At 36.9% G+C, this 19,701-nt stretch carries 17 protein-coding genes and 1 pseudogene; 4 read left to right on the top strand and 14 right to left on the bottom strand.

Annotated features, from left to right (window positions below; genetic code table 11):
* The first annotated feature begins 62 nt into the window (after window positions 1-62).
* Complete coding sequence (locus ACIROD_RS10875) at window positions 63-929, top strand: SDR family oxidoreductase (RefSeq protein ID WP_402940624.1); 867 nt, start codon at window positions 63-65, stop codon at window positions 927-929.
* Window positions 930-981: 52 nt separating this feature from the next.
* Here the strand turns inward: ACIROD_RS10875 and ACIROD_RS10870 are convergent, their stop codons facing one another.
* The 5 genes from ACIROD_RS10870 to ACIROD_RS10850 form a co-directional block, all read right to left on the bottom strand.
* The gene (locus tag ACIROD_RS10870) at window positions 982-1,401 is read right to left on the bottom strand and encodes a VOC family protein (protein WP_402940621.1); all 420 of its coding nucleotides are present in this window, start codon (window positions 1,399-1,401) and stop codon (window positions 982-984) included.
* A gap of 29 nt (window positions 1,402-1,430) precedes the next feature.
* Window positions 1,431-1,928 (bottom strand): SRPBCC family protein, encoded by a 498-nt coding sequence (locus ACIROD_RS10865; protein WP_402940618.1) that lies wholly within the window; start codon window positions 1,926-1,928, stop codon window positions 1,431-1,433.
* A 38-nt stretch (window positions 1,929-1,966) separates the two neighbouring features.
* The gene (locus ACIROD_RS10860) at window positions 1,967-2,278 is read right to left on the bottom strand and encodes a hypothetical protein (RefSeq protein WP_101225754.1); all 312 of its coding nucleotides are present in this window, start codon (window positions 2,276-2,278) and stop codon (window positions 1,967-1,969) included.
* An 80-nt stretch (window positions 2,279-2,358) separates the two neighbouring features.
* Window positions 2,359-2,994: a Type 1 glutamine amidotransferase-like domain-containing protein gene (locus ACIROD_RS10855; RefSeq protein ID WP_402940614.1), complete on the bottom strand. Its 636-nt coding sequence runs from the start codon at window positions 2,992-2,994 to the stop codon at window positions 2,359-2,361.
* A 375-nt stretch (window positions 2,995-3,369) separates the two neighbouring features.
* The gene (locus tag ACIROD_RS10850) at window positions 3,370-4,572 is read right to left on the bottom strand and encodes a macrolide family glycosyltransferase (RefSeq protein ID WP_402940611.1); all 1,203 of its coding nucleotides are present in this window, start codon (window positions 4,570-4,572) and stop codon (window positions 3,370-3,372) included.
* Between the two features lie 555 nt (window positions 4,573-5,127).
* Here ACIROD_RS10850 and ACIROD_RS10845 point away from each other — a divergent pair.
* The 3 genes from ACIROD_RS10845 to ACIROD_RS10835 are packed head-to-tail and all read left to right on the top strand — an operon-like array spanning window position 5,128 to window position 6,188.
* The gene (locus tag ACIROD_RS10845; RefSeq protein ID WP_101225747.1) at window positions 5,128-5,493 is read left to right on the top strand and encodes a DUF2089 domain-containing protein; all 366 of its coding nucleotides are present in this window, start codon (window positions 5,128-5,130) and stop codon (window positions 5,491-5,493) included.
* Between the two features lie 13 nt (window positions 5,494-5,506).
* Window positions 5,507-5,896: an SHOCT-like domain-containing protein gene (locus tag ACIROD_RS10840; RefSeq protein WP_063236560.1), complete on the top strand. Its 390-nt coding sequence runs from the start codon at window positions 5,507-5,509 to the stop codon at window positions 5,894-5,896.
* Window positions 5,897-5,906: 10 nt separating this feature from the next.
* Window positions 5,907-6,188 carry a hypothetical protein gene (locus ACIROD_RS10835; protein ID WP_402940606.1) on the top strand — a complete coding sequence of 94 codons (282 nt, stop codon included), beginning with the start codon at window positions 5,907-5,909 and terminating at the stop codon, window positions 6,186-6,188.
* 174 nt (window positions 6,189-6,362) lie between these two features.
* On the opposite strand, the gene ACIROD_RS10830 is transcribed toward ACIROD_RS10835, so the two are convergent.
* The 9 genes and pseudogenes from ACIROD_RS10830 to ACIROD_RS10790 all read right to left on the bottom strand — a co-directional run bounded on the left by ACIROD_RS10830 (window position 6,363) and on the right by ACIROD_RS10790 (window position 19,629).
* Complete coding sequence (locus ACIROD_RS10830) at window positions 6,363-8,609, bottom strand: AAA family ATPase (RefSeq protein WP_402940603.1); 2,247 nt, start codon at window positions 8,607-8,609, stop codon at window positions 6,363-6,365.
* A gap of 11 nt (window positions 8,610-8,620) precedes the next feature.
* The gene (locus ACIROD_RS10825; protein ID WP_402940600.1) at window positions 8,621-9,091 is read right to left on the bottom strand and encodes a DUF6530 family protein; all 471 of its coding nucleotides are present in this window, start codon (window positions 9,089-9,091) and stop codon (window positions 8,621-8,623) included.
* A gap of 515 nt (window positions 9,092-9,606) precedes the next feature.
* The gene (locus ACIROD_RS10820) at window positions 9,607-10,959 is read right to left on the bottom strand and encodes a TrkH family potassium uptake protein (RefSeq protein WP_402940597.1); all 1,353 of its coding nucleotides are present in this window, start codon (window positions 10,957-10,959) and stop codon (window positions 9,607-9,609) included.
* A gap of 839 nt (window positions 10,960-11,798) precedes the next feature.
* The gene (locus ACIROD_RS10815; RefSeq protein ID WP_101225743.1) at window positions 11,799-12,098 is read right to left on the bottom strand and encodes a hypothetical protein; all 300 of its coding nucleotides are present in this window, start codon (window positions 12,096-12,098) and stop codon (window positions 11,799-11,801) included.
* An 821-nt stretch (window positions 12,099-12,919) separates the two neighbouring features.
* Complete coding sequence (locus tag ACIROD_RS10810; RefSeq protein ID WP_402940593.1) at window positions 12,920-13,885, bottom strand: carbohydrate kinase family protein; 966 nt, start codon at window positions 13,883-13,885, stop codon at window positions 12,920-12,922.
* Window positions 13,886-13,976: 91 nt separating this feature from the next.
* On the bottom strand, window positions 13,977-14,990 hold the full coding sequence (locus ACIROD_RS10805) for a glycoside hydrolase family 32 protein (protein WP_402942869.1): 1,014 nt from the start codon (window positions 14,988-14,990) through the stop codon (window positions 13,977-13,979).
* A gap of 999 nt (window positions 14,991-15,989) precedes the next feature.
* Window positions 15,990-17,024, bottom strand: a pseudogene (locus tag ACIROD_RS10800) (glycoside hydrolase family 32 protein); the annotation flags it as partial.
* Window positions 17,025-17,080: 56 nt separating this feature from the next.
* Window positions 17,081-17,983, bottom strand: coding sequence for an ABC transporter permease (locus ACIROD_RS10795; RefSeq protein ID WP_225988884.1), 903 nt, complete (start codon window positions 17,981-17,983; stop codon window positions 17,081-17,083).
* Between the two features lie 80 nt (window positions 17,984-18,063).
* Window positions 18,064-19,629 (bottom strand): sugar ABC transporter ATP-binding protein, encoded by a 1,566-nt coding sequence (locus tag ACIROD_RS10790; protein ID WP_241637500.1) that lies wholly within the window; start codon window positions 19,627-19,629, stop codon window positions 18,064-18,066.
* Between the last annotated feature and the right edge of the window lie 72 nt (window positions 19,630-19,701).

Raw genomic sequence — 19,701 nt, 5'->3', positions numbered from 1 at the left:
TAACCGTACTTTTTACCGGCTAAAGTATGACTAGATCAATAGTTTAAAAGGAGGAGATTTCATTGAATATATATGAACAGCAAAAGAATGGACAGCCCGGACAAACGCAGGAAAGACAGCCTGGTATTGAATCTGAGATGAATCCACTTCCGATTCAGCCAAAGGATTACATAGGAAGCGGTAAGCTTAAGGACCGCGTTGCCTTGATTACAGGCGGAGATAGCGGCATCGGACGTGCGGTTGCCATTGCTTATGCAAAGGAAGGCGCCCATGTGGTTGTGAATTATTTAGATGAGCACGGTGATGCCGAAGAAACAAAGCAGCTGATTGAAGCGGAAGGCGTTCGCTGCCTCCTACTTCCAAGTGACGTTTCCGTGGAGGCGAATTGTAAAGAATTGATTACTAAGACGCTGGACGAGTTCGGAAAGCTGGACATCCTCGTCAATAATGCTGCGGTGCAATTTCCGACGGAAAACATTGAAGATATCACGGACGAGCAATGGGACAGAACGTTCCGCACCAATATTTATTCAGTATTTTACATGAGCAAGCACGCGGTTCCTCATATGAAACAAGGCAACTCGGTCATCAACACAACATCGATCAATCCTTACAGAGGCCATGCAACTTTGATGGATTATACAGCGACAAAAGGAGCAATCGTCGGATTCACACGCAGCCTTGCACAGAATGTGGCTAAAAAAGGGATCCGGGTCAATATGGTTGCACCAGGACCGATTTGGACTCCGCTCATCCCTGCGACATTCGACGAACGATCCGTTGCCGAATTTGGTACCGAGGCACCGCTTGGCCGCCCCGGGCAGCCTGCAGATCATGCAGGTGCCTACGTGCTGCTGGCATCTGATGAAGGTGCCTATATAACAGGACAGTGCATTCACATCAATGGCGGGATCACGATGTCCTCATAAACCCAAAACGACCGAAAAGCATGGTGCTTTTCGGTCGTTTTCATTTCAAAATTTAATTTCCTATGCCGGGCGAATTCATCAATACAATTCTCCAACCATCCGGATCTTCAAAAGTAACACCTGATTTTTCCCAATATGGATTTTCCGGAGAAACCGGTTCATATCCCATACCTTTCAACCTATTCGTGATTTCCTCAATGGTTTTACGTTCAGGAATATAAAAGACAAGCAGATTATCTTTTGATGGGGCAGGACAAGGACTGCCATCCTTATGTTGAGTAAACTCCAGATGATAGCTGGAATCAGGAAGACCGATCATGATACCGTCATATCCCTCGTGCCCTTCAAAAGAACCGATTTTTTTCAAGCCTAATCCTTCACAATAGAAGTTTATAACCTTTTTTAGTTGATCAGTAGGACGTGCAACCCGCATTTGCGCTACTTTCATATCATTTGGCCATTTACTTTCCATTGTCCCATCCCTCTCTGAAATTCGAATCATTAGCCTTTATAGCTAACTTGTCCAGTTTCAACCAGTTCCTTCAGTCCCATAAACATTAAGTTCCAGCCATGTTCAGATCCATCGTGATACTCTCCAAGAGCTTTTTCGATATCGGATTCTGTCCAATTTTCTTCATGAGGAACGATGATTTTTTGTGAAAATGTCATTTCACAGCCTTGTTGAAGTTCTTTCAGCTCAACTGTAATTGTATCTTCTGATTCACTGAATTGCGGCATTTTAAAAGTGAACACTAATTTATTGGGAGGGTCCATTTCAAGGTACTCCCCTATCGCCCGATAATCTTTTCCATCGCGATGATCAATAATTTCCCAAGTACCTCCCACTTGAGGATCATTTTGTGCCACCTTATTTGTCCCTTCCAATGTAAAAAACCATTTTCTCATCATCTCAGGGTTCAGCCATGCATCAAAAACCATTTCAGGCACTACATCAAAATTTCTTGTCATCTTTAAAGTGGTTGTTGAGTATTTTTCCATTTACATGCTCCTTACGTCAATTTTATGGGTTTACCTTTTTACATACTTTTCAATTCCTCTTTTGAGACAGCACGCCAACCGTTTGCTTCCAGTTTCTCTATATAGGTTTCCATCCTGATTTCCTTAATCTCAATCGCAAGCGGGTGCAGCGAAACAAAACATTCATTTGAGGCATAATTAATCGAAACCTTTACAACTTCATATCCATTATGAAATCCTGAATCGAATCCTGGATCATCCATTATATCCCCTTTAACAGGACGAATATCAGATTCAACTGTTTTCATCATTGATATACCATTTTCTTGTTCTTTTATTGATGTAATGAAAATCATTAAATTTATTTTCATTGCAGTCTCCTTTTCTCTATCCTTTAGCGCCCGGCGCCCTTGCTCCAATTGAGGTAAAGAGCTTGTTGGTTCTTTAAGACTTAGGAATTCACTATTTCCTTTTTCATATTTTGAAAGGAATAGATATCATTTGCAACTTTAAATAGTTCCCCGTTCTTGGAGAAAATCGCACTTCCATTTGGTATAGCATATATCTTTCGTTCATTTGATAGGGGAAATAATTCTCCATCTATACTTTCATCGTAATGGACTTCAACGCTAAACCCAACTAATCCTAAGCCGTTGATCACTACCGTTACTGGGTAGTCTTTATCTTTTGTTATTATGCAATCATTACTGAAGACTAATGAACCCGCACTATATCCGATGATTAAACCTTGAAAGTCTTTGATAATGGGGACAAGTCCTTTTTCTTCTATAACATGGATTAACCTTTCTGGCTTTCCACCAATAAAGTAAAGAATATCATGTTCTTTTATAGACTTTTTCATTTCTTTGTCTGAAAGATCTTCATTTAATAAATCAACGCTTATATTATCCATGATTGAAAAGACTTGTCTGATACTTGCCATCCAACTTTCATACCTGGAATTGTCGGTTGCAAAAGGAATGATTAAAAGCTTAGCATCACGTTTAATCATTTTTGAAAGTTCCAGGAACACTTCGCCTAATTCATTATTCATGTGATTTCCACCACCAATAAAACAAATGTCCATATATGTCCCCCATTTATTCACATGCTATTCTCTTAAAATATTCTATGTAAAAAAGACAATACCTTTATATGTCACTACTCTTCAGCTAAATTGCCCCTTTAGCTCAACAAAAAAAGGCTGCCGCAGCAACCCTCAATTAAACCCTTGCCTATTTTCTCAAATATACGACAATGTCATTTCTGTCTACTCGAAATTTTAAATCATCCTTAATTAGCCAGCATCCTCAGATTCAAAAATATACCATATCCATTATTCTTAGGATAACCATATAAATAGCAGACCACTTTTCCATCTTTCAAAAATACAAATTGATTCATTCCTTCATTTACATTAAAAAAAGAATTGCCACTAAGAAAATGCCACCGATAATTTATTTTAAATATCGTATTGACCTATAAATTCAAAAATCTCATCAACAGCTTGGTGATATCCACCCGATTTTTGAAAGGATTCGCTTATATTTGAAACAGATTTATGGTAAGATGGGTCGTTTAAAACATGATCTGCGGCCTCACGCAGTTGATTTGCAGTCAAGCTTTGCATTTGTAATTTAATACCGGCTCCGATATTGGCAACTTGCCCTGCAATTATGGGCTGATCCGCGCTTTGTGGGATTACAATTAGCGGAACCCCGTAGTAGAGACCCTCATTGGTACTATTCATTCCACCATGTGTGATAAATAATTTAGTGCATTTTAGCACTTCCGTTTGTGGAACATATTTTTTCACAATGAAGTTTTGGGGGATCTCTCCTAATTCAATTAGTGGGGTTTGTTGACCGACCGACATGACAACCGTGTGATTGCTATTTCCAAATGCTTCAAAACAAAGCTTATAAAAATCAAGAGACCGGTTAAAAACTGTTCCAAGAGAAATGTAAATGGGACTTTTTCCTTTGATATCAGCAAGGTCAAAGTTATCCTGCTTTAACCGTGAAGAGATGGATGGACCTACAAATTTGTAAGTTTGGTCGAATGCTTCTTTAAAAGGTTGAAACTCCCTAGTTGTATAAACGATTGAAAGTGGTGCAGGATTACAAAAAACTTCGTAAGTAGAATGGATCTCCACATCATATTTTTCCTTCACCATTACCGTCAGTCTTTGAAATTCATCGTGTATAGGTTTAACTATTTCTGGAGGAATTTCTTTAGAAAGCTGTTCCAGCATTTTATCGAATGATGCTTTTGTCTGCGCAAAAGAAGTACAAGAATTGATTGCGGGAAGCTTAAGGATTTGGGCAAGTAAACGTCCACAGCCAAACATGGAATCATGGATGATGTAATCAAAATGCTCTCCTTTGATCTGTTCAAGAACGCTAGGTATGACGATATCTACCGTATTTAAAAGACCGTTGATTCTTTCGAGTAAATAATTTCTTCCGCCTGAGAGAAAAGCTTCTATAAATTTTTCACCGTCAATTGTTCGTACAGTAGCTCCCGTCTTCTCGATACGTTCTCGAAAAGATTCTATCGTAAAGTACACTACCTCTTCTCCACGCGAAATAAGCTCTTGCACAACTCCAATAGTTGGATTGATATGTCCTTCTGATCCAGCATTAATAAATAAAACACGTGCCATTTTACCACTCCTTAAATAAATCTGTAAGAGTATGGTCACTGCCCCAAACCCTTCCAAACTCAAATAATATAAATTTATCATAGTACAATACTGGAAAATCTCAAATTCTTAATCACCCTTGTTTTGGTACATTAGAGGAGCTTAGCTGAAAACGGCATTCCACACATTAATAAAGACTAAGTCCTCAACTCACTGCATAATCGGAGATTAATCAACCCGTAAGCTTATAATTTTCAAGTTAAATCAATAAATAATACATCAATGCCACCGACTGCTGAATCATCATAATTGGAATATTAATATCAAATGGATTATTGAACAGCATCTCAAAGACTATGTAATTGTGCTCATTATGTGACTGGTTATTTTACCCAAGAAAAATATCTACAATTTCAACCATTATAATACTTGAATGGATAATAAAAACGAATAATCAATAATATTAAACCTTAAATTAATATTATTGAATTATTTTATTAAAAATTTAAATTTTATTATTTATATTTTTAATTCCTTGTTTTATAATCGAATTAACTAAAAGGAAGTGATTTCATTATGGCTTATAAATTAATCACAAATTGCCCTGTTTGCAGTAAAACATTGAAAATTACAAAGTTGCAGTGCTCTCATTGTCACACTACGATTGAAAATGAGTTTGAAATATCTAAGCTGGCATCCTTATCAAAGGATCAGCTTCATTTTGTGGAAGTATTTTTAACATGCAGAGGGAATATCAAAGAAGTTGAAAAGGAACTGGGGATTTCGTATCCAACGGTTCGAGGCAAGCTAACTGACATCATTTCATCCCTTGGATATGTACAGAAGAAGAAAAATGAAGTGGACGAGAAAAAAGTTGTCACCATGTTGGAAAATGGCGAAATCACAACAGAAGAAGCCATTAAGCTCTTAAAAGAGGAATAGGGAGGAATTTATCATGAAAGAGGAAATTACAAGAGTGTTAACAATGGTTCAAGAAGGGAAGATTGATGCAGATAAGGGATCAGAACTGATTCAAATATTAAAAGAGAAAGAAGAAACAGGTAACAAGCTTCTTGAAAAACCGACTAAATATTTAGATAAAACCTTAAAAGTTCGTGTTGTATCCGCCGAAAATGATAATGTCACGGTCAATTTGCCTATAAAACTTGTCAAGGCAGTATTAGTGGCTGGACACAGCATCGCAGCGAGTATTCCTCAATCGGAAAAATACGTTAAAGATATAGACATAAGTCTTATTATTGAAGCAATCGAAAACGAATTAGATGGACAAATTGTTGATATTAAATCGGCAAACGGGGATACCGTTTCAGTCATCATTGATTAGTGATTCGCTTATGATGCATGTTAAAGTGAAAGCGAAAGGCGTTCGGTTTACCCTTCCAATTCCATATGCCATTTTAAACATTGTTATTTCAATTTTATCTTCAAAATTTATTCAGCAAAATGCAAACAAATGGACAAAAGTGCACTTCGAAAGAAAAAAACTGGACTTTACCTTTCCACTAATAGACAAAAAAACGCTAAAGCCTATCGTCAAGGAACTGAAAAATTATAGGGGGATCGTGCTAGTAGATGTCAAAGCTAAGGACGGCACTGAGGTTATGGTTAGACTATAATTTTCGCTTACAATACCGAGAAAATTGCACAAAGACAACAAAGTTATTTAATTTTAAAACCTCAAACAAGCATAACCCCGTTCTAAATATAGGACGGGGTTAAAAAAACGGAAAAATCTTTATTGATACCGTACCAGTGCCTTTTTGCTTTTTTCAACCATTTTCAAATCCCTCCTATAAAAAGCGACTGATTGTTTCCACTAATTTTTGAGGAAACGATTTAAGGTCAGTCATATCAAGGAATCTCTCTCTTCCGTGTAATTCTGCAATCTTTTCTTTATCTTCTCCAATAGCAACAGATAGGAATAGCACGTCTTTTCTTTCATATTCTCTAATAACTGATTGGATATCCACCCTCGCTGCATCCCCTGAATAATTAGGCATGGCTTTTGGTTGTCCATCACTAATATTTATCAATAGCTTGGTAGAAGCGATTTGTTTCGATAGTTTGTCTGCCAATATTCGTAAATTAACACCATCACGATTATTTTGGCGAGGCTTCATTGTCGCAATTTTCCCTATAGCCCCATCGTACCCATCATCAAACTCTTTGTACGAGTATAGTGAAGTCATTTCCCTTTGACTAATATCTGCAGTGTCTCCATAAATCATCAAAGGAACATTTAACATTCTACAAAACTCTGTTAAAGCGATTATTGCTTTTTTGGCACTCTCCATTCGTTGAGCCCGAACCATGGAACCAGACTCATCTATACGTATCGCTATAGCTAGAGAGGGATTTTCAGTTGGAGGATTTTTTTTATCAAAGTAACGATAGTCTCCCATCGCAACCTTAGAAGCATTAAATCGCGTACCGTATAACTTCCCTGGAGTGTATGTTACTGACTCTTTTTTTTCTAATACAGCAAGAATTTTTCTTGCCATACTCTCCACAAGAGGTGTTATTTCCTTTTTAATATGTTCTGCTTCACTCATACTTTCCTTCGTTGCATGAGGGCGGTGGATAATGATCCCTTCTTTTTGATGAATCGTGTTTTTCATAAGCGTTCGAGCTTCTTTATTCAACTCTTTTTTCTTATCAGCTTCTTGCTTCTCTAGTATTTCCGGCAACTGTTTTACTTGTTGCTGAGAAATACCTGTTTGAGATTCCTCATGCTCTTTTCCTTTATTACTATCGATTTCAATGTCCTTTGATCTCTTTTCAGAAAAAATCTCTAAGGGTTCCCCTTTTTCTTGTTGAGGCAGAGCGGAATCACTATTTTGAATTTTCTCCTCTTCTTTTGTAAAATAAATGGAAGATGTATCTTTTTGAAGTTCCTCCTCACCGTCTTGTTGTTCCTCATAATTATCTACCATTGGTGACCCTGGAGGAGCTTGCGGTTTATTCATTGGATTCTTTTGATTCAGTAAATAAGATTGAATACGCTCCAATAATTGACTGCTTTCTAATTCTTTTTCTAGTATTCTAATCTCAGTTTCATCGGTGGTAATTTTATAGATGACTTTTTGATAAATAGAATCAAAGATATTTTCTCCTTGATGCACTGCATTCACCCAATAGAAATAACTTCTCATTCCTGCTACACCCTTGATTCCATTAGCTTTTGAAGTAGCATCTAATAAAATAATGATTTCAGCCATCATTGCTAATAGCTCTTCATCTGCAAAACCAACTTTACTGAGAGCCCGGTTGACCATCACTCCCTTAGAAGGAAGATTCATTCGTTCCGTGTGTTGAACTCGATCACGTAATGATTCATTAAGGGGTCTATTCCCCTGATAATTTCTATTGGTTGTAATAACTACTACAGCATCATGGTGCCGTTTGATCATTCCAGTTGGAGTATTTAAAATACCATCAATTTCAAGAGCAGAATTCAATGCAACTAAAACCGATGCATCTCTAATGACAGTAGGTTCTTGTATCTCTAACAGGTAGCCTTCATGTAGTGCACGAACGATTTCTGATGGATAATACTTATATGTTACATTCTTACCGGTGTCTTTGATTTTCTTTTCAAGTTTTGCCAAGTATTCTTTCGTTTCTGCCATATTTAACTGTAGATAGGAAGACAAATTTTCTAAAAACTGCTGCGCCGTGCTATTATTTTCAAAAAACTGAATTATTTTTTTATCTTCCACTTGTGCTTCTTCCATTACTGGCAAAAGTGAGCCGAAAATATCTGATTTATCCATGTCGGCAAAACAGGTAATTTTCGTATATGGCAATCGAAGATCATGAGAGAGAGCTTTGGCAAGTTGTGTTTTACCTGAGCCAGCATCCCCCTCTAGCAGTACATTGATGACTCGCAGTTCTCCATTATGCCAATTCCTATTGATTGTATCTGCAACACGTAATTCCTCCACACTTTCTTGATGGCTAGGAGACTTTTTCCAAATCATTTGTTTTTCTTCTTCTGTAAATTTTCTGCCATCTGAAACGACAAATCCTCTTATCATTATGATTCTCCTTACCGATATCCCATTTCCTTCATAATATCGTTGATGATTCTAAATCTTTCTCCCAAAATTTCGCCATCCGATTGCAACATATCATAAAAATATTGAATATCTTTATCTAAATTCTCATTTTTTGTGTCAATTTCTAATTGCATCTTATTTCCCTGCAACCCTAAAGCTGTAACGATTGGATTTTCAGGATCATACAGTTTTTCAAATTTATAAGCATCTCTAAAATATAAGTTGGTCGATAAAATAAGGATGGCTAAATCTAAAATTCTAGTGGCAGATAACTCAATTTCTTGAGCAGAATCATCAATCATTACAATTTTTCCAACGATATCTCCTGTTCTGGGCGATTTCCCCTGTAGCATTCCTGTGCTTAACGATTCGATTTCTTTACCATAGGCAGCCTTACCATCTACTTTGTCGTAATTTTCAACAGTGATAATTGATTTATACTTATATTCACCTTTATTCATATCATTGCTCCTTTTTATTTTTTCGTTTTTTTCCTTCCCCCAATACGATGTTCCGTCAGAAATTTCTGCTTAGAAATCCTAATTATCTTCTTATTTAAGATTTCTGATAAACATAGGACAGGCGAAATTCATATTTTAAACACCACATTCTACTCCCGCTAATTAACAAACATTATATTATTATGTTTGTTATATTGCAAACAAAAGTTAATTACGTTTATTGTTATGCATAATAAAATTGATTATGTTTAAATAATGAAGATTTCACGATTTTTTTGGAACGCATTATTAGAAGAATTACGGGGTATATTCGAGAGTCTGATTTATATATGTCTCTTATACGTATTTATCCTCATGAGACGGTATAAAAAAAGGATCTTCAAAACTGAAGGATCCTTTTTACTGCTTGTTTAATATAAGTGGAGGAGATAGTTGAAGAAGAAAAGGATTTTCAATACAACTATTGCACTTTTGTATATCTTTATTAATTGATTACCTTTGCTGTAGTACATTTTTTATCCTATAATGATGCGCTCTTTGGGATAGTGATACGGATGTTTAACTGGTTTGCCTCCCATACTGAATAAGAAGGTAAACATCCCGATTTTCCCTATAAACATTAAAATCATGATTACGGCCTTCCCAGCAGTACTCAATTCCGGTGTAATGCCAAGCGAAAGGCCTACAGTGCCAAAAGCAGAGGAAACTTCAAATAAAATTTCCATTAGGGAAAAGGCAGATTCAATGCATGCAAGAATGATAACTGCCAAACTGCACAGTATCATACCTGTTGTGAAAACGATGAATGACTTGATGATATCTTCCTCATCGATCTCCCTTTTGAATATTTTTATTGTTCTGTTCCCTTTCGCATAGTTGTAAATGGTAAGCAGCATCACAGCAAACGTGGTGGTTCTTATCCCACCCCCAGCACTGCTGGGGGATGCCCCTATGAACATAAAAATACTCAGTAACAAAATGGTAGGCACTGAAAATTGGTTGACGTCGCTGATCGCCATTCCGCCAGTCCTTGAAGATATCGAATAAAACAAAGAATGGACAAAGGATTGATGCCAGGTTTCTGAATAGAAATGACTGTACTCAAACAGATAAGTGAAAATGGCTCCGATTACGATCAGTATGAAAAAAGTTACGGTTGTAATTTTTGTGAACAAGGTGAACCGGAATGGCATCTTACCCTTATGCCTCAGCCACTGACTTACCTCCATTAGAACAGGAAACCCAAGGGATCCGATAATAAAGAGTACTATATTAAGGGTCAGGACAAAATAATCGTCTGCAAACGGAATCAGTGATTTTCCTGTGATATCAAAACCGGCATTTGTCGTAGCAGACACAGAGGCGAAGAAACCCTGTAAATATGCCTCTTGCCATGTTGGGAAATACTTCAAAAAATATGTACCGAAGACAATAGCCCCTAATAGCTCAATCATGACAAAGAAAAAGAAGATCATTCGTATGAACCGAACAATCCCGGAAAAAGTGGAGCTGTTTTGTTCCGTCGTCATGAGTATTCTTGCCCTGAGTCCTATTTTCTTTCCTGATGCAAGCCATAGTATTGTTCCGAAAGCCATGATCCCAATTCCACCAAACTGGAGGATGATTGCAAAAATAAACGTACCGGGAACACTAAGCAGCTGGCTTACATCTACCGGAGATAATCCTGTTACAGTTACCGCACTAATAGAAATGAATACTCCATCAATAAATGAGAGCTCTGCATTCTGCGTTTGAGTAATAGGAAGCAGCAATAAAATGGTTGAAACCACTACAGCCACTAGGTAATAAAAAACAATTATTTGAGCAGCAGATAGTCGTTTTGTTAAGTTCTCTATTTTACTATTCATTTTTCTCCAATTTCTATATGTTTTTTGACTAACATAAACCTATTTGTACTAACGTACCATTACACAATTCAACTTATAATAATTTGTCCATTAAATTAAGAAAATAAACTGCCCCGTTGAAGAAGACCTCAAAGGAACGAATGCATATGTTATACAACTCTATTTTAGGTAGTAGCTAAAAAAGCCAAACCCATGTGTATCAAGGGTTTGGTTCTTAGTCATTTATTATCGTATATTCAGGATTTTATACAACCTTGATGTAGCAAGGGTTTGCTAGATGATCAATAAAACCACTAGATTAACCACTAGAGCTTTTTCTATTTCAATCATTGATTTATCTAATTATGAATGCTGTAGGTCCATAATAGTGTAATTTAACGAATGTAATTAAGCAGCATGCTAAAAACCCCTTAGGCCTCAAGGGGTTTAATGTCTTTCGTTTTTATTGTTTATGTATGTATTTATACATCGTTGGACATTAACATTTTGACTTCTGACCGCATAAAAAAACTAGTTTTAACAAATAAAAAAGGACATTGCCTAAGCCCTCTTCCTAGTATCGGCCCCGCCTACGCCAGATACTATGACAGCCACACATGCCATCCAACCCATTATCATTATAATAGAAAGCGCTTACATTTTCAAGGATTTAATAAAAAACAATGACTTTGATTTACTTTCAAAAGGCCGCCAATTGACAGCCTTTTATGGTTGATACATCACTTTTGACCTCGTGTTCCTCATATTCTTGTTGATTAATTGATTATACCTTCTTTAACTAACCTTCCCCGATATTTTAAGTGCATTTTTCCACAATCTTATGGTTTGACCAGTAAATATTAAAAAAACACTCTAAAAATATAATTTTTTTTAACACATAATTGAGGATTCGTGATTAATTTAGCTTTCGCCATTCCTCGCTTAAATCTTACATTGTTTAACCATTCAACAATTGCTTTTGCATCATAATTAGGGTGAATTCTTTCCCCATTTTCTAAAGCCCAATGTTCTGTATTCTTTTCCTCGTCAAAAATCCAATTTAGAAAGTCCTCCTGAATACTATTCATCTTCCTACCTACTTTTGTTGAACAAGAAAGGTATTGAATAAAATCGTCACCAAAGTCAATTTTTATTATCATAAGAGTTTAACTCCTTAAAATCGTTTTGAAAATTAAGGCTATTATAGCATTCCTTATTAAACCGTTAGTTCCATAAGAAACAGCTGCCTTAAAGACAGCTCCGATCTTGAATTAACGCACCAAGTTTAAGACTTTTTAAAACTAATCACCTATGGCAAATATATGTTTTTTTCGCTCTAACGCTTCTATGCAAAAAAAATTTAATTCATTAATCTCGTCTCTATACAATATTGTTTCACCATAAATATTAAGATTTAGAAGTAAACATAACTCGTTATTAGAGTCCTTTTCCTTGCTTAAAAGATATGAATGTATTCCCTCTTCAAATTCTACATATGTTTCTTCCTTATACGTTTCTTTATAAGTGTTAGCTAAAATGAAATTGATTCCACACATTTACTTCACCCTTCCCTGCCTATTTCTAACTATTTTAGCAGCTTGTACTCAAGTCCCTTATTGAACAAACCTGCCCCCGATAGTTCCATAAGGAAAAGCTGCCTTAAAGACAGCTCCGATCTTCAGCTAACGCACCCGTTAGTTTATGTACAATATTTCACAAAGTTCACATTAAGTGGGCTCATTTTTCTTAAATCACTAAATAGTGCCTTCAATCCAAATGGGCGAGGCACTATTAGTAATTACCTAATTACTGTTCTAAGTAACGATTAAGGCATGATTTTGTTATTCATCTGTTTTTTTACTAGTTAATCAAAATAAAATCTAATTCACTTCAGTTCATGGTTCTTCTTATTTATATATATATAATATTTATCCGCTAAGGGACCAATATAAACTAAAAATCCGAAACAATACGATGTAGACTAAACCTTATATATATCCTCTTCGTTTGGTAGAGAAGAAATCGCTCCTACCTTCGTACACACGACGGCACCCACTTTATTTGCAAAAAGAATGATCTCTTTAAGTTTACTAAAATCACTAAGAATTGTGTCATAGGACTCAAGATTTGCAAATTGAAATAAAGCAGCACCGACAAATGCATCACCAGCACCAGTTGAGTCAATTGAATTTACTTCGACGCTGTTTATTACACTCATTCCACTTCCATTTGAAAGAAGAGTGCCTTCCCATCCAAGGGTAACAGCCACTATTTTTGCCCCTAAATGATGGAGCATTGCTATTCCATCATATTTATCCATTTTTCCCGTGATTAGTTCAAGCTCTACTTCGCTTACTTTTACAAAGTCAGCCATTGATATACCCTTTCTGGCTAAACTAATAAATTCAGCCATTCTATTTTTCCATAAATCATGTCGGAAGTTAGGGTCAAACGATAGAAATATCCCCCTATTTTGTGCAAATTCCATTGCCTTTAAATAAGTTGTTTTAAAAGGGTTTTCCAGAAATGCAGTTGCAGATCCAAAGTGAATGATCTTTGCACCACTTAATCTATCTGGGTATAAGTTATCCTCTGTTAAATTTCGATCCGCTCCTCTATTGAATACAAAATCCCTTTCACCATTTGCTTGTAAAGAAACAAATGCCAAAGTAGTTGGTGCCAAATCATCAGTAACAATCATCGATGTATCAACCCCCACCTCTTTTATCGTTTCTATTAAAAATAATCCAAATGGGTCATTTCCTACTTTTCCAATAAGACTTGCTTCCCCCCCTAGCCTTGAAATAGCAGCTGCGACATTCGCTGGTGCACCCCCTGCTTTCTTTAGAAAATGATTACCTTCCATTAAATTAACATCAATATCTGTACAATAAAAATCGATCAAAAGCTCCCCAACGCATATGACTGCGCGGTTTGTTTTATTCATTTACATTACATCTCCATTCTTGTGATTTAGGTAAAATGAAAGGCTATCGATCATTTTCGACAGCCTTCATAAACTCTTACTATCAACCCATCTATCTTTTCCATATACTCTTTAAAGGGTATATTTTCAAAGACTTTAATGTAACTTCTCCACCCTTGCTATAAATTTGTAATCCTTTACTTGATGGATCCGGGAAAATTTGATCAGAAATAACCGTTTCACCTTTGTTTCCAAACACTTCTACAGCAGATTGATCAATGAAAATATGCATTTTCACAGTCCCATTTAATGCATTTAACGGTCCGTCATGCTTACCGACTACATTGTTCCCATAATCAAAGCTTCCTGAACTTGAACGGTCTACGAATAACTGTTTGGTGGCAACATCATAGCCAATAGTCGTATATTCAGTTGCCCCTTTACGAACTTGAAAGCCGAATTCAGTTGCTTTTATATCATCTACATCAAACTCAGCTATCATTTCAAATGTATCTTCTGATAGTTTAGATAGGAGATTACTTTCACCAGATATGACTTTATTTTTATATGAAATTTTTTCACTTTTATCTCGAATGGTTTTTAAAGAAACTGGTGTTTGTTTTAAACGTAAACCTTCATCTGTCTGAGTTAGTTCCATCTTTCTTGGCAATGTCGTTGAACTTCTCCAAGTCGAAGTTGGTGTATTATTTGCATATTGCCAATTACTCATCCAGCCAATCCAATATTTCTCGCCATTCTTACCTTCAATTCCGCTCCAATCTACTGCGGCATAATAATCTGCCCCGTAGTCAGTCCATAACACTTTATCGGAAGGATTTTCATTTCTAAACGTTTTCCCGTCAAAGGTACCTACAAAATATTGCATACCTGACCCGCCTGCAGGAGCGCCATCATTAATGCTTACCTGTAGTACCCATTTTGTTTTTGAAGGGTCACCATCAATTGGTAATTCGATGAGAGTAGGACATTCCCAAATCCCTCCGTTACTACCATGAGTAGAAGGTATCCACTCTCCAGAAACAGCAGACCAGTCTGTAAGGATACCGCTTTCTTTCGAATCGTCTTTCTCAGGCTCTTTGGCAACTTGGTCTACTTCATTTGGCATGGCCCCTTCATTATAAACATTAACATCATCCATGTTTATATGACCCCAACCACCTGTAGCTTGGTCTACAGCTTTAATATATAACACTTCTCCAATGTATTTAGAAGCATCCCAGACGTATTTTTGATATTTTTCTTCTTTAAATTTGGTATTGGTTTGTCGAATTAATTCTTGATCATCAGAGGCTCTCACTAACGAAACATAGCGGTTGTTGATATCATTACCTCCGCCCAACAGAAAGTTGATTTCTCCAGAGCCATCTAGTTTAAAATATGAGGAGTGCAGTTCACCTGTTGCGTCATCTCCCTTTTGAAGATCAGTAAACCCCCATAAGTGGTAGTTTCCTTGGTGGCCGAAATCCCCTCCCCAGTATGATGGTACATTTGTCACATGGTCTTTTGTGAAAGCATTACCTTCGATTGTACTCCACCCAGTTAGATCACCTGTCTCAAAATCATGATTAATAATTTCCTTCTCATTTGTCATGATGTTCTTACCAACTTGAACATCTTGGAATAACGTGGATGAATTCCAAACATTTAAGCCAAAATGCCCTGATGAAAAAGTTGAATCATTTACATCATGAATGAGATTTCCATCTAAAGAAATTTTAATATTTTTTCCATGGGTGCTTGCTTTTAAATGGTACCTTTTATCTGTATCTAGATTTATTGTTTTTTCAGCTAGAATGGATATGTCTCCATTTTCGATTTTCATGATTTTTATTGTATCGTTTAAAGCATCGACATTCGCCATATAACCGTTTGTTGCATTAGGATCTGCACGAAAAACGAGCGAGCCAGCTCCATTGCCACCTTTTTCCCCAGATATCTCAATGTTTGCTTCATAAAAGAAGTTATCCCCTGTTTGACCACTCATTACAAAAGCATCCTCCGTAGAGGTTCCACTTTTTCCATCCATCGTGTTCTCCCAGCTTCCGTTTACATCTGTCCATTTTGATAAATTGGTTTCAAAGTTAGATGTATTCTTGAACTCCACATTTCGAAAGGCAGCCGTTGAATTCCACGCTGACAATCCGTAGTATCCATAATCGAATTCTTTATCTGTTTTGTTTATAACAGATTGATCGTTTACAGAGACTTGAATTTGATCTCCATCTGTTTCCACCTTCACCTGGTAGGTAGTTGAAGTTTTGAGGGTAAAAGGTTTTCTCGCAATTTCCTCGTTTGTTCCATCTACATTCTTACTTAATGTTATGACATCGTTTTTGGCATCTAAGCTCGCAACATAGCCGTTCTTTGCACGCCTATCTGACCGAAAAACTAAACCGCCTACCCCTTCTCTCCCATTCTTCTCATTAAGGGTAATATCTCCCTCATAGCTAAATGATTCACCTGTCTGGGATGACATGGTATAAGAAGTTCTGTCTAAGCTATTTGCTTGTATTCCACCATCTTCGCCGAATTCACTTGCATACTCCCACTCTTTTAAATTAGGTGAGGTATAAAACATGATCTTATCCTTAGCCGCTAACGACATAACCCATTGGTTTGATTCTTCATGCCAAAATACTTTAGGATCGCGCCAATCTTGTGAAGGAGGGTCTGGCATTACGGGATTCCCTTTATACTTTTCCCAAGTTCTTCCTTTATCTAGGCTATACGCTATACTTTGGACTTGCTTATCCCCTGCATGCGTAAAGATGGCAACCATTGCTTCTTTTCCAAAGCCAGCTGTATTGTTCCAATCAATAACAGCACTCCCCGAGAAAATCTGACCGTTTTCATCCGGCGATAAAGCAATCGGCAAATGCTCCCAATTAACAAGATCTTTACTGACAGCATGCCCCCAATGCATCGGTCCCCATGTCGTTCCATACGGATGATATTGATAAAACAAATGATATTCACCTTTATAAAAAACCATACCATTCGGATCATTCATCCAGTTAGCTTCAGGAGAAAAATGAAATTGATTACGGTATGGTTCATTATAATACTCAGGGTCTTCTGCATATGCACGATTAAATGGTAAACAAGTGACAGTTGAACATATTAGTAGAATACTAATGATCCTCTTCACTTTTATTTCACATCCCTTTTTTTAAAATCTAAAATGATATGTGATCGTTATGCTGGACTATTTCCGCGCAATCGATCTAATAGAACGGCTGCTACAATGACTCCACCTTTTACAACTAACTGCCAATAATAGTTGACATCCATTAGAGTTAACCCATTACTGATTACCCCCATAATTAAAACCCCAATAATTGTTCCTATTATTTTCCCTTTTCCACCTGTTAAACTTGTTCCTCCTAGAATAACAGCAGCAATTGCGTCTAACTCATACATTTGACCAGCAGTTGGCTGTCCAGAAAACAACCTTCCCGCTAAAACGACTCCTCCTAAACCAGCTAGTAAACCACTAATCGAATACACATTGATTAAAGACTTTTCAACCTTAATTCCAGTTAACCGAGCTGCCTCTTCATTGCCACCAATCGCATAAATATGACGACCGAACATCGTATATTTAAGAACAAAAAACATCACGACATATACTAAAGACATGATATAAATAGGAGTGGGGATTCCGAAAATACTTCCACCACCGATGAATTTAAATGTTTCGTTTTGTAAAACAATTGGATAACCGCCACTAATGACATAAGCGAGTCCACGAACATATGTGAAGCTGCCTAGTGTAACAATAAATGCTGGTAACTTTGCTTTGGCTGTGAGAAACCCATTAATCAGTCCTACTGCATACCCTACTAGTACGCCTGATAACATCGCAATTATAGGATTAACTCCTGCAGAAGAGACCATGACTGAGATAACGCCAGATAGAGCAACTGTTGCACCAACTGATAAATCAATACCACCAGTTAAAATAACGATTGTCATCCCAGCAGCTAAAATAGCAATAATGGAAACTTGTTTTAATACATTCAATAAATTGGCTGTATCTAAAAAATTTGGTGCTGTAAATGAAAGTACTACACACAATAATAATAAAATCATGATCATGCCAAGCCTATTCCATAAAGAATAAAGGACATTTCCTATATTTAGGCGTTGTGAATGTGTAATAGTTTGCGTATTCCCTCTCATTTCTCTCTTCCCCCTATGGTAGCTAAACGCATAATAGTTTCCTGTGTAGCTTCTTCCTTCGAAAGCTCGCCTGTTAACCTTCCTTCACTCATGACAAGTATTCGATCACTTACCCCCAATACTTCAGGAAGTTCAGATGATATCATTAAAACGGCCAATCCTTCATCTGCAAGCTTTGAAACAATCTTGTGGATTTCAGTCTTGGCACCTATATCAACCCCTCGTGTTGGCTCATCAAGTAGTAATACCTTTGGTGCAATTGATAGCCACCTAGCGATCACTACCTTTTGTTGATTCCCACCACTTAAGTTTGATACTTGCTGTTCTGGGGAAGCTATTTTTATATTTAAGTCTTCAATATATTGGTTAGCGCTTTCATTTGCTTGCTTCCAACTAACAATTCCTGCTTTAGCGTGTTTTTTCAATTCAGCCATTATGATGTTTTCTTTTACGGACATTGATAAAAATAACCCTTGTTCTTTCCTGCTTTCAGGTACATGTGCAATCCTATTAGCAATAGCATCTATTGAGGATTTGATTCTAACAGATTGACCATCAACCAATATTTCGCCACTTTTCAACTCGGACAAACCGAAAATGGCCCTAACCAATTCTGTTCTGCCAGCACCAACAAGCCCCGCTAAACCAACAATTTCACCTGGGTAAATTTTTAAAGATACATTCTTTACAATTGTGTTATCAGAAACATTTTTCAATTCAAGTACAGGTGAAACTTCCTTTGGATTTTTTGTGCCAAAGGCTTTTGACCGATTAAACAAGTCCTTTAAATCCCGTCCTACCATCAACTTTACGAGATGATCAGGATTTGTCTCTTCAATCGGCCCACTTGCAATCCATTCGCCGTCACGTAATACAGTGAACCTATTAGAAATTTTAAAGATTTCTTCCATTCTGTGAGAGATATATACAATGGCAACTCCCTGCTTTTTCAAATCATCAATAATTTCAAACAGCTTTTTTATTTCTTTATCTGTTAAAGAGGCGGTTGGTTCATCCATTATGAGTACCTCTGCATTAAAGGATAATGCTCGGGCGATCTCGACCATTTGTTGTTGAGCAACACTTAAGGTCGAAACCAATTGGCGTGGATTTAGATTCGACCCCATTGAATCTAACACCTCTTGGGCACGTTCATGGACCTTATCCCATTTCACCATTCCTAAACCATTTCTAGGAAAGGTGGAACCCATTAAGATATTTTCACTTATTGTTAAATTAGGAGAAAGGTTTAACTCCTGATGAATAACACTAATTCCTTTGTTCCTTGCATCAGTAGGGTCCTTCCATAAAATTGGTTGACCTTTCAAGTAGATTTTCCCACCATTGTCATCAGGTGTATGAATGCCTGCGAGGATTTTCATGAAAGTTGACTTTCCAGCGCCATTCTCTCCCATTAATGCATGTACTTCACCTGGATAAAGTTCAATTCTCACATTGTTCAATACGGTTACACTCGAGAACGTCTTACCAATTCCTTCCATATTCAACACTGGCTTTTTTAGACTTTGTTGGCCTTTAAGGGACATTTCATTCACTGCCATACCTTTATCTCACCCCTTATATTGATTTGAATCGGCTGATTAAAGGAGGAATCCTTATCAGCCTATTTATTG

This window comes from Peribacillus sp. NPDC101481 (assembly GCF_044767165.1).
Classification (GTDB): Bacteria; Bacillota; Bacilli; order Bacillales; family DSM-1321; genus Peribacillus.
Note: the sequence above shows the minus strand (reverse complement) of the source record. Positions and strands in the feature narration are given on the sequence as shown.

Excerpts from the sequence above, each read along its gene's own strand:
- ACIROD_RS10820 (WP_402940597.1), bottom strand. The coding sequence starts at position 10,959 with ATGAATAGTAAAATAGAGAACTTAACAAAACGACTATCTGCTGCTCAA.
- ACIROD_RS10840 (WP_063236560.1), top strand. The coding sequence starts at position 5,507 with ATGAAAGAGGAAATTACAAGAGTGTTAACAATGGTTCAAGAAGGGAAG.
- ACIROD_RS10845 (WP_101225747.1), top strand. The coding sequence starts at position 5,128 with ATGGCTTATAAATTAATCACAAATTGCCCTGTTTGCAGTAAAACATTG.
- ACIROD_RS10830 (WP_402940603.1), bottom strand. The coding sequence starts at position 8,609 with ATGATAAGAGGATTTGTCGTTTCAGATGGCAGAAAATTTACAGAAGAA.
- ACIROD_RS10835 (WP_402940606.1), top strand. The coding sequence starts at position 5,907 with ATGATGCATGTTAAAGTGAAAGCGAAAGGCGTTCGGTTTACCCTTCCA.
- ACIROD_RS10805 (WP_402942869.1), bottom strand. The coding sequence starts at position 14,990 with ATGCCAAATGAAGTAGACCAAGTTGCCAAAGAGCCTGAGAAAGACGAT.
- ACIROD_RS10855 (WP_402940614.1), bottom strand. The coding sequence starts at position 2,994 with ATGGACATTTGTTTTATTGGTGGTGGAAATCACATGAATAATGAATTA.
- ACIROD_RS10810 (WP_402940593.1), bottom strand. The coding sequence starts at position 13,885 with ATGAATAAAACAAACCGCGCAGTCATATGCGTTGGGGAGCTTTTGATC.
- ACIROD_RS10815 (WP_101225743.1), bottom strand. The coding sequence starts at position 12,098 with ATGATAATAAAAATTGACTTTGGTGACGATTTTATTCAATACCTTTCT.
- ACIROD_RS10850 (WP_402940611.1), bottom strand. The coding sequence starts at position 4,572 with ATGGCACGTGTTTTATTTATTAATGCTGGATCAGAAGGACATATCAAT.
- ACIROD_RS10790 (WP_241637500.1), bottom strand. The coding sequence starts at position 19,629 with ATGGCAGTGAATGAAATGTCCCTTAAAGGCCAACAAAGTCTAAAAAAG.
- ACIROD_RS10860 (WP_101225754.1), bottom strand. The coding sequence starts at position 2,278 with ATGAAAATAAATTTAATGATTTTCATTACATCAATAAAAGAACAAGAA.
- ACIROD_RS10795 (WP_225988884.1), bottom strand. The coding sequence starts at position 17,983 with ATGATCATGATTTTATTATTATTGTGTGTAGTACTTTCATTTACAGCA.
- ACIROD_RS10870 (WP_402940621.1), bottom strand. The coding sequence starts at position 1,401 with ATGGAAAGTAAATGGCCAAATGATATGAAAGTAGCGCAAATGCGGGTT.
- ACIROD_RS10825 (WP_402940600.1), bottom strand. The coding sequence starts at position 9,091 with ATGAATAAAGGTGAATATAAGTATAAATCAATTATCACTGTTGAAAAT.
- ACIROD_RS10865 (WP_402940618.1), bottom strand. The coding sequence starts at position 1,928 with ATGGAAAAATACTCAACAACCACTTTAAAGATGACAAGAAATTTTGAT.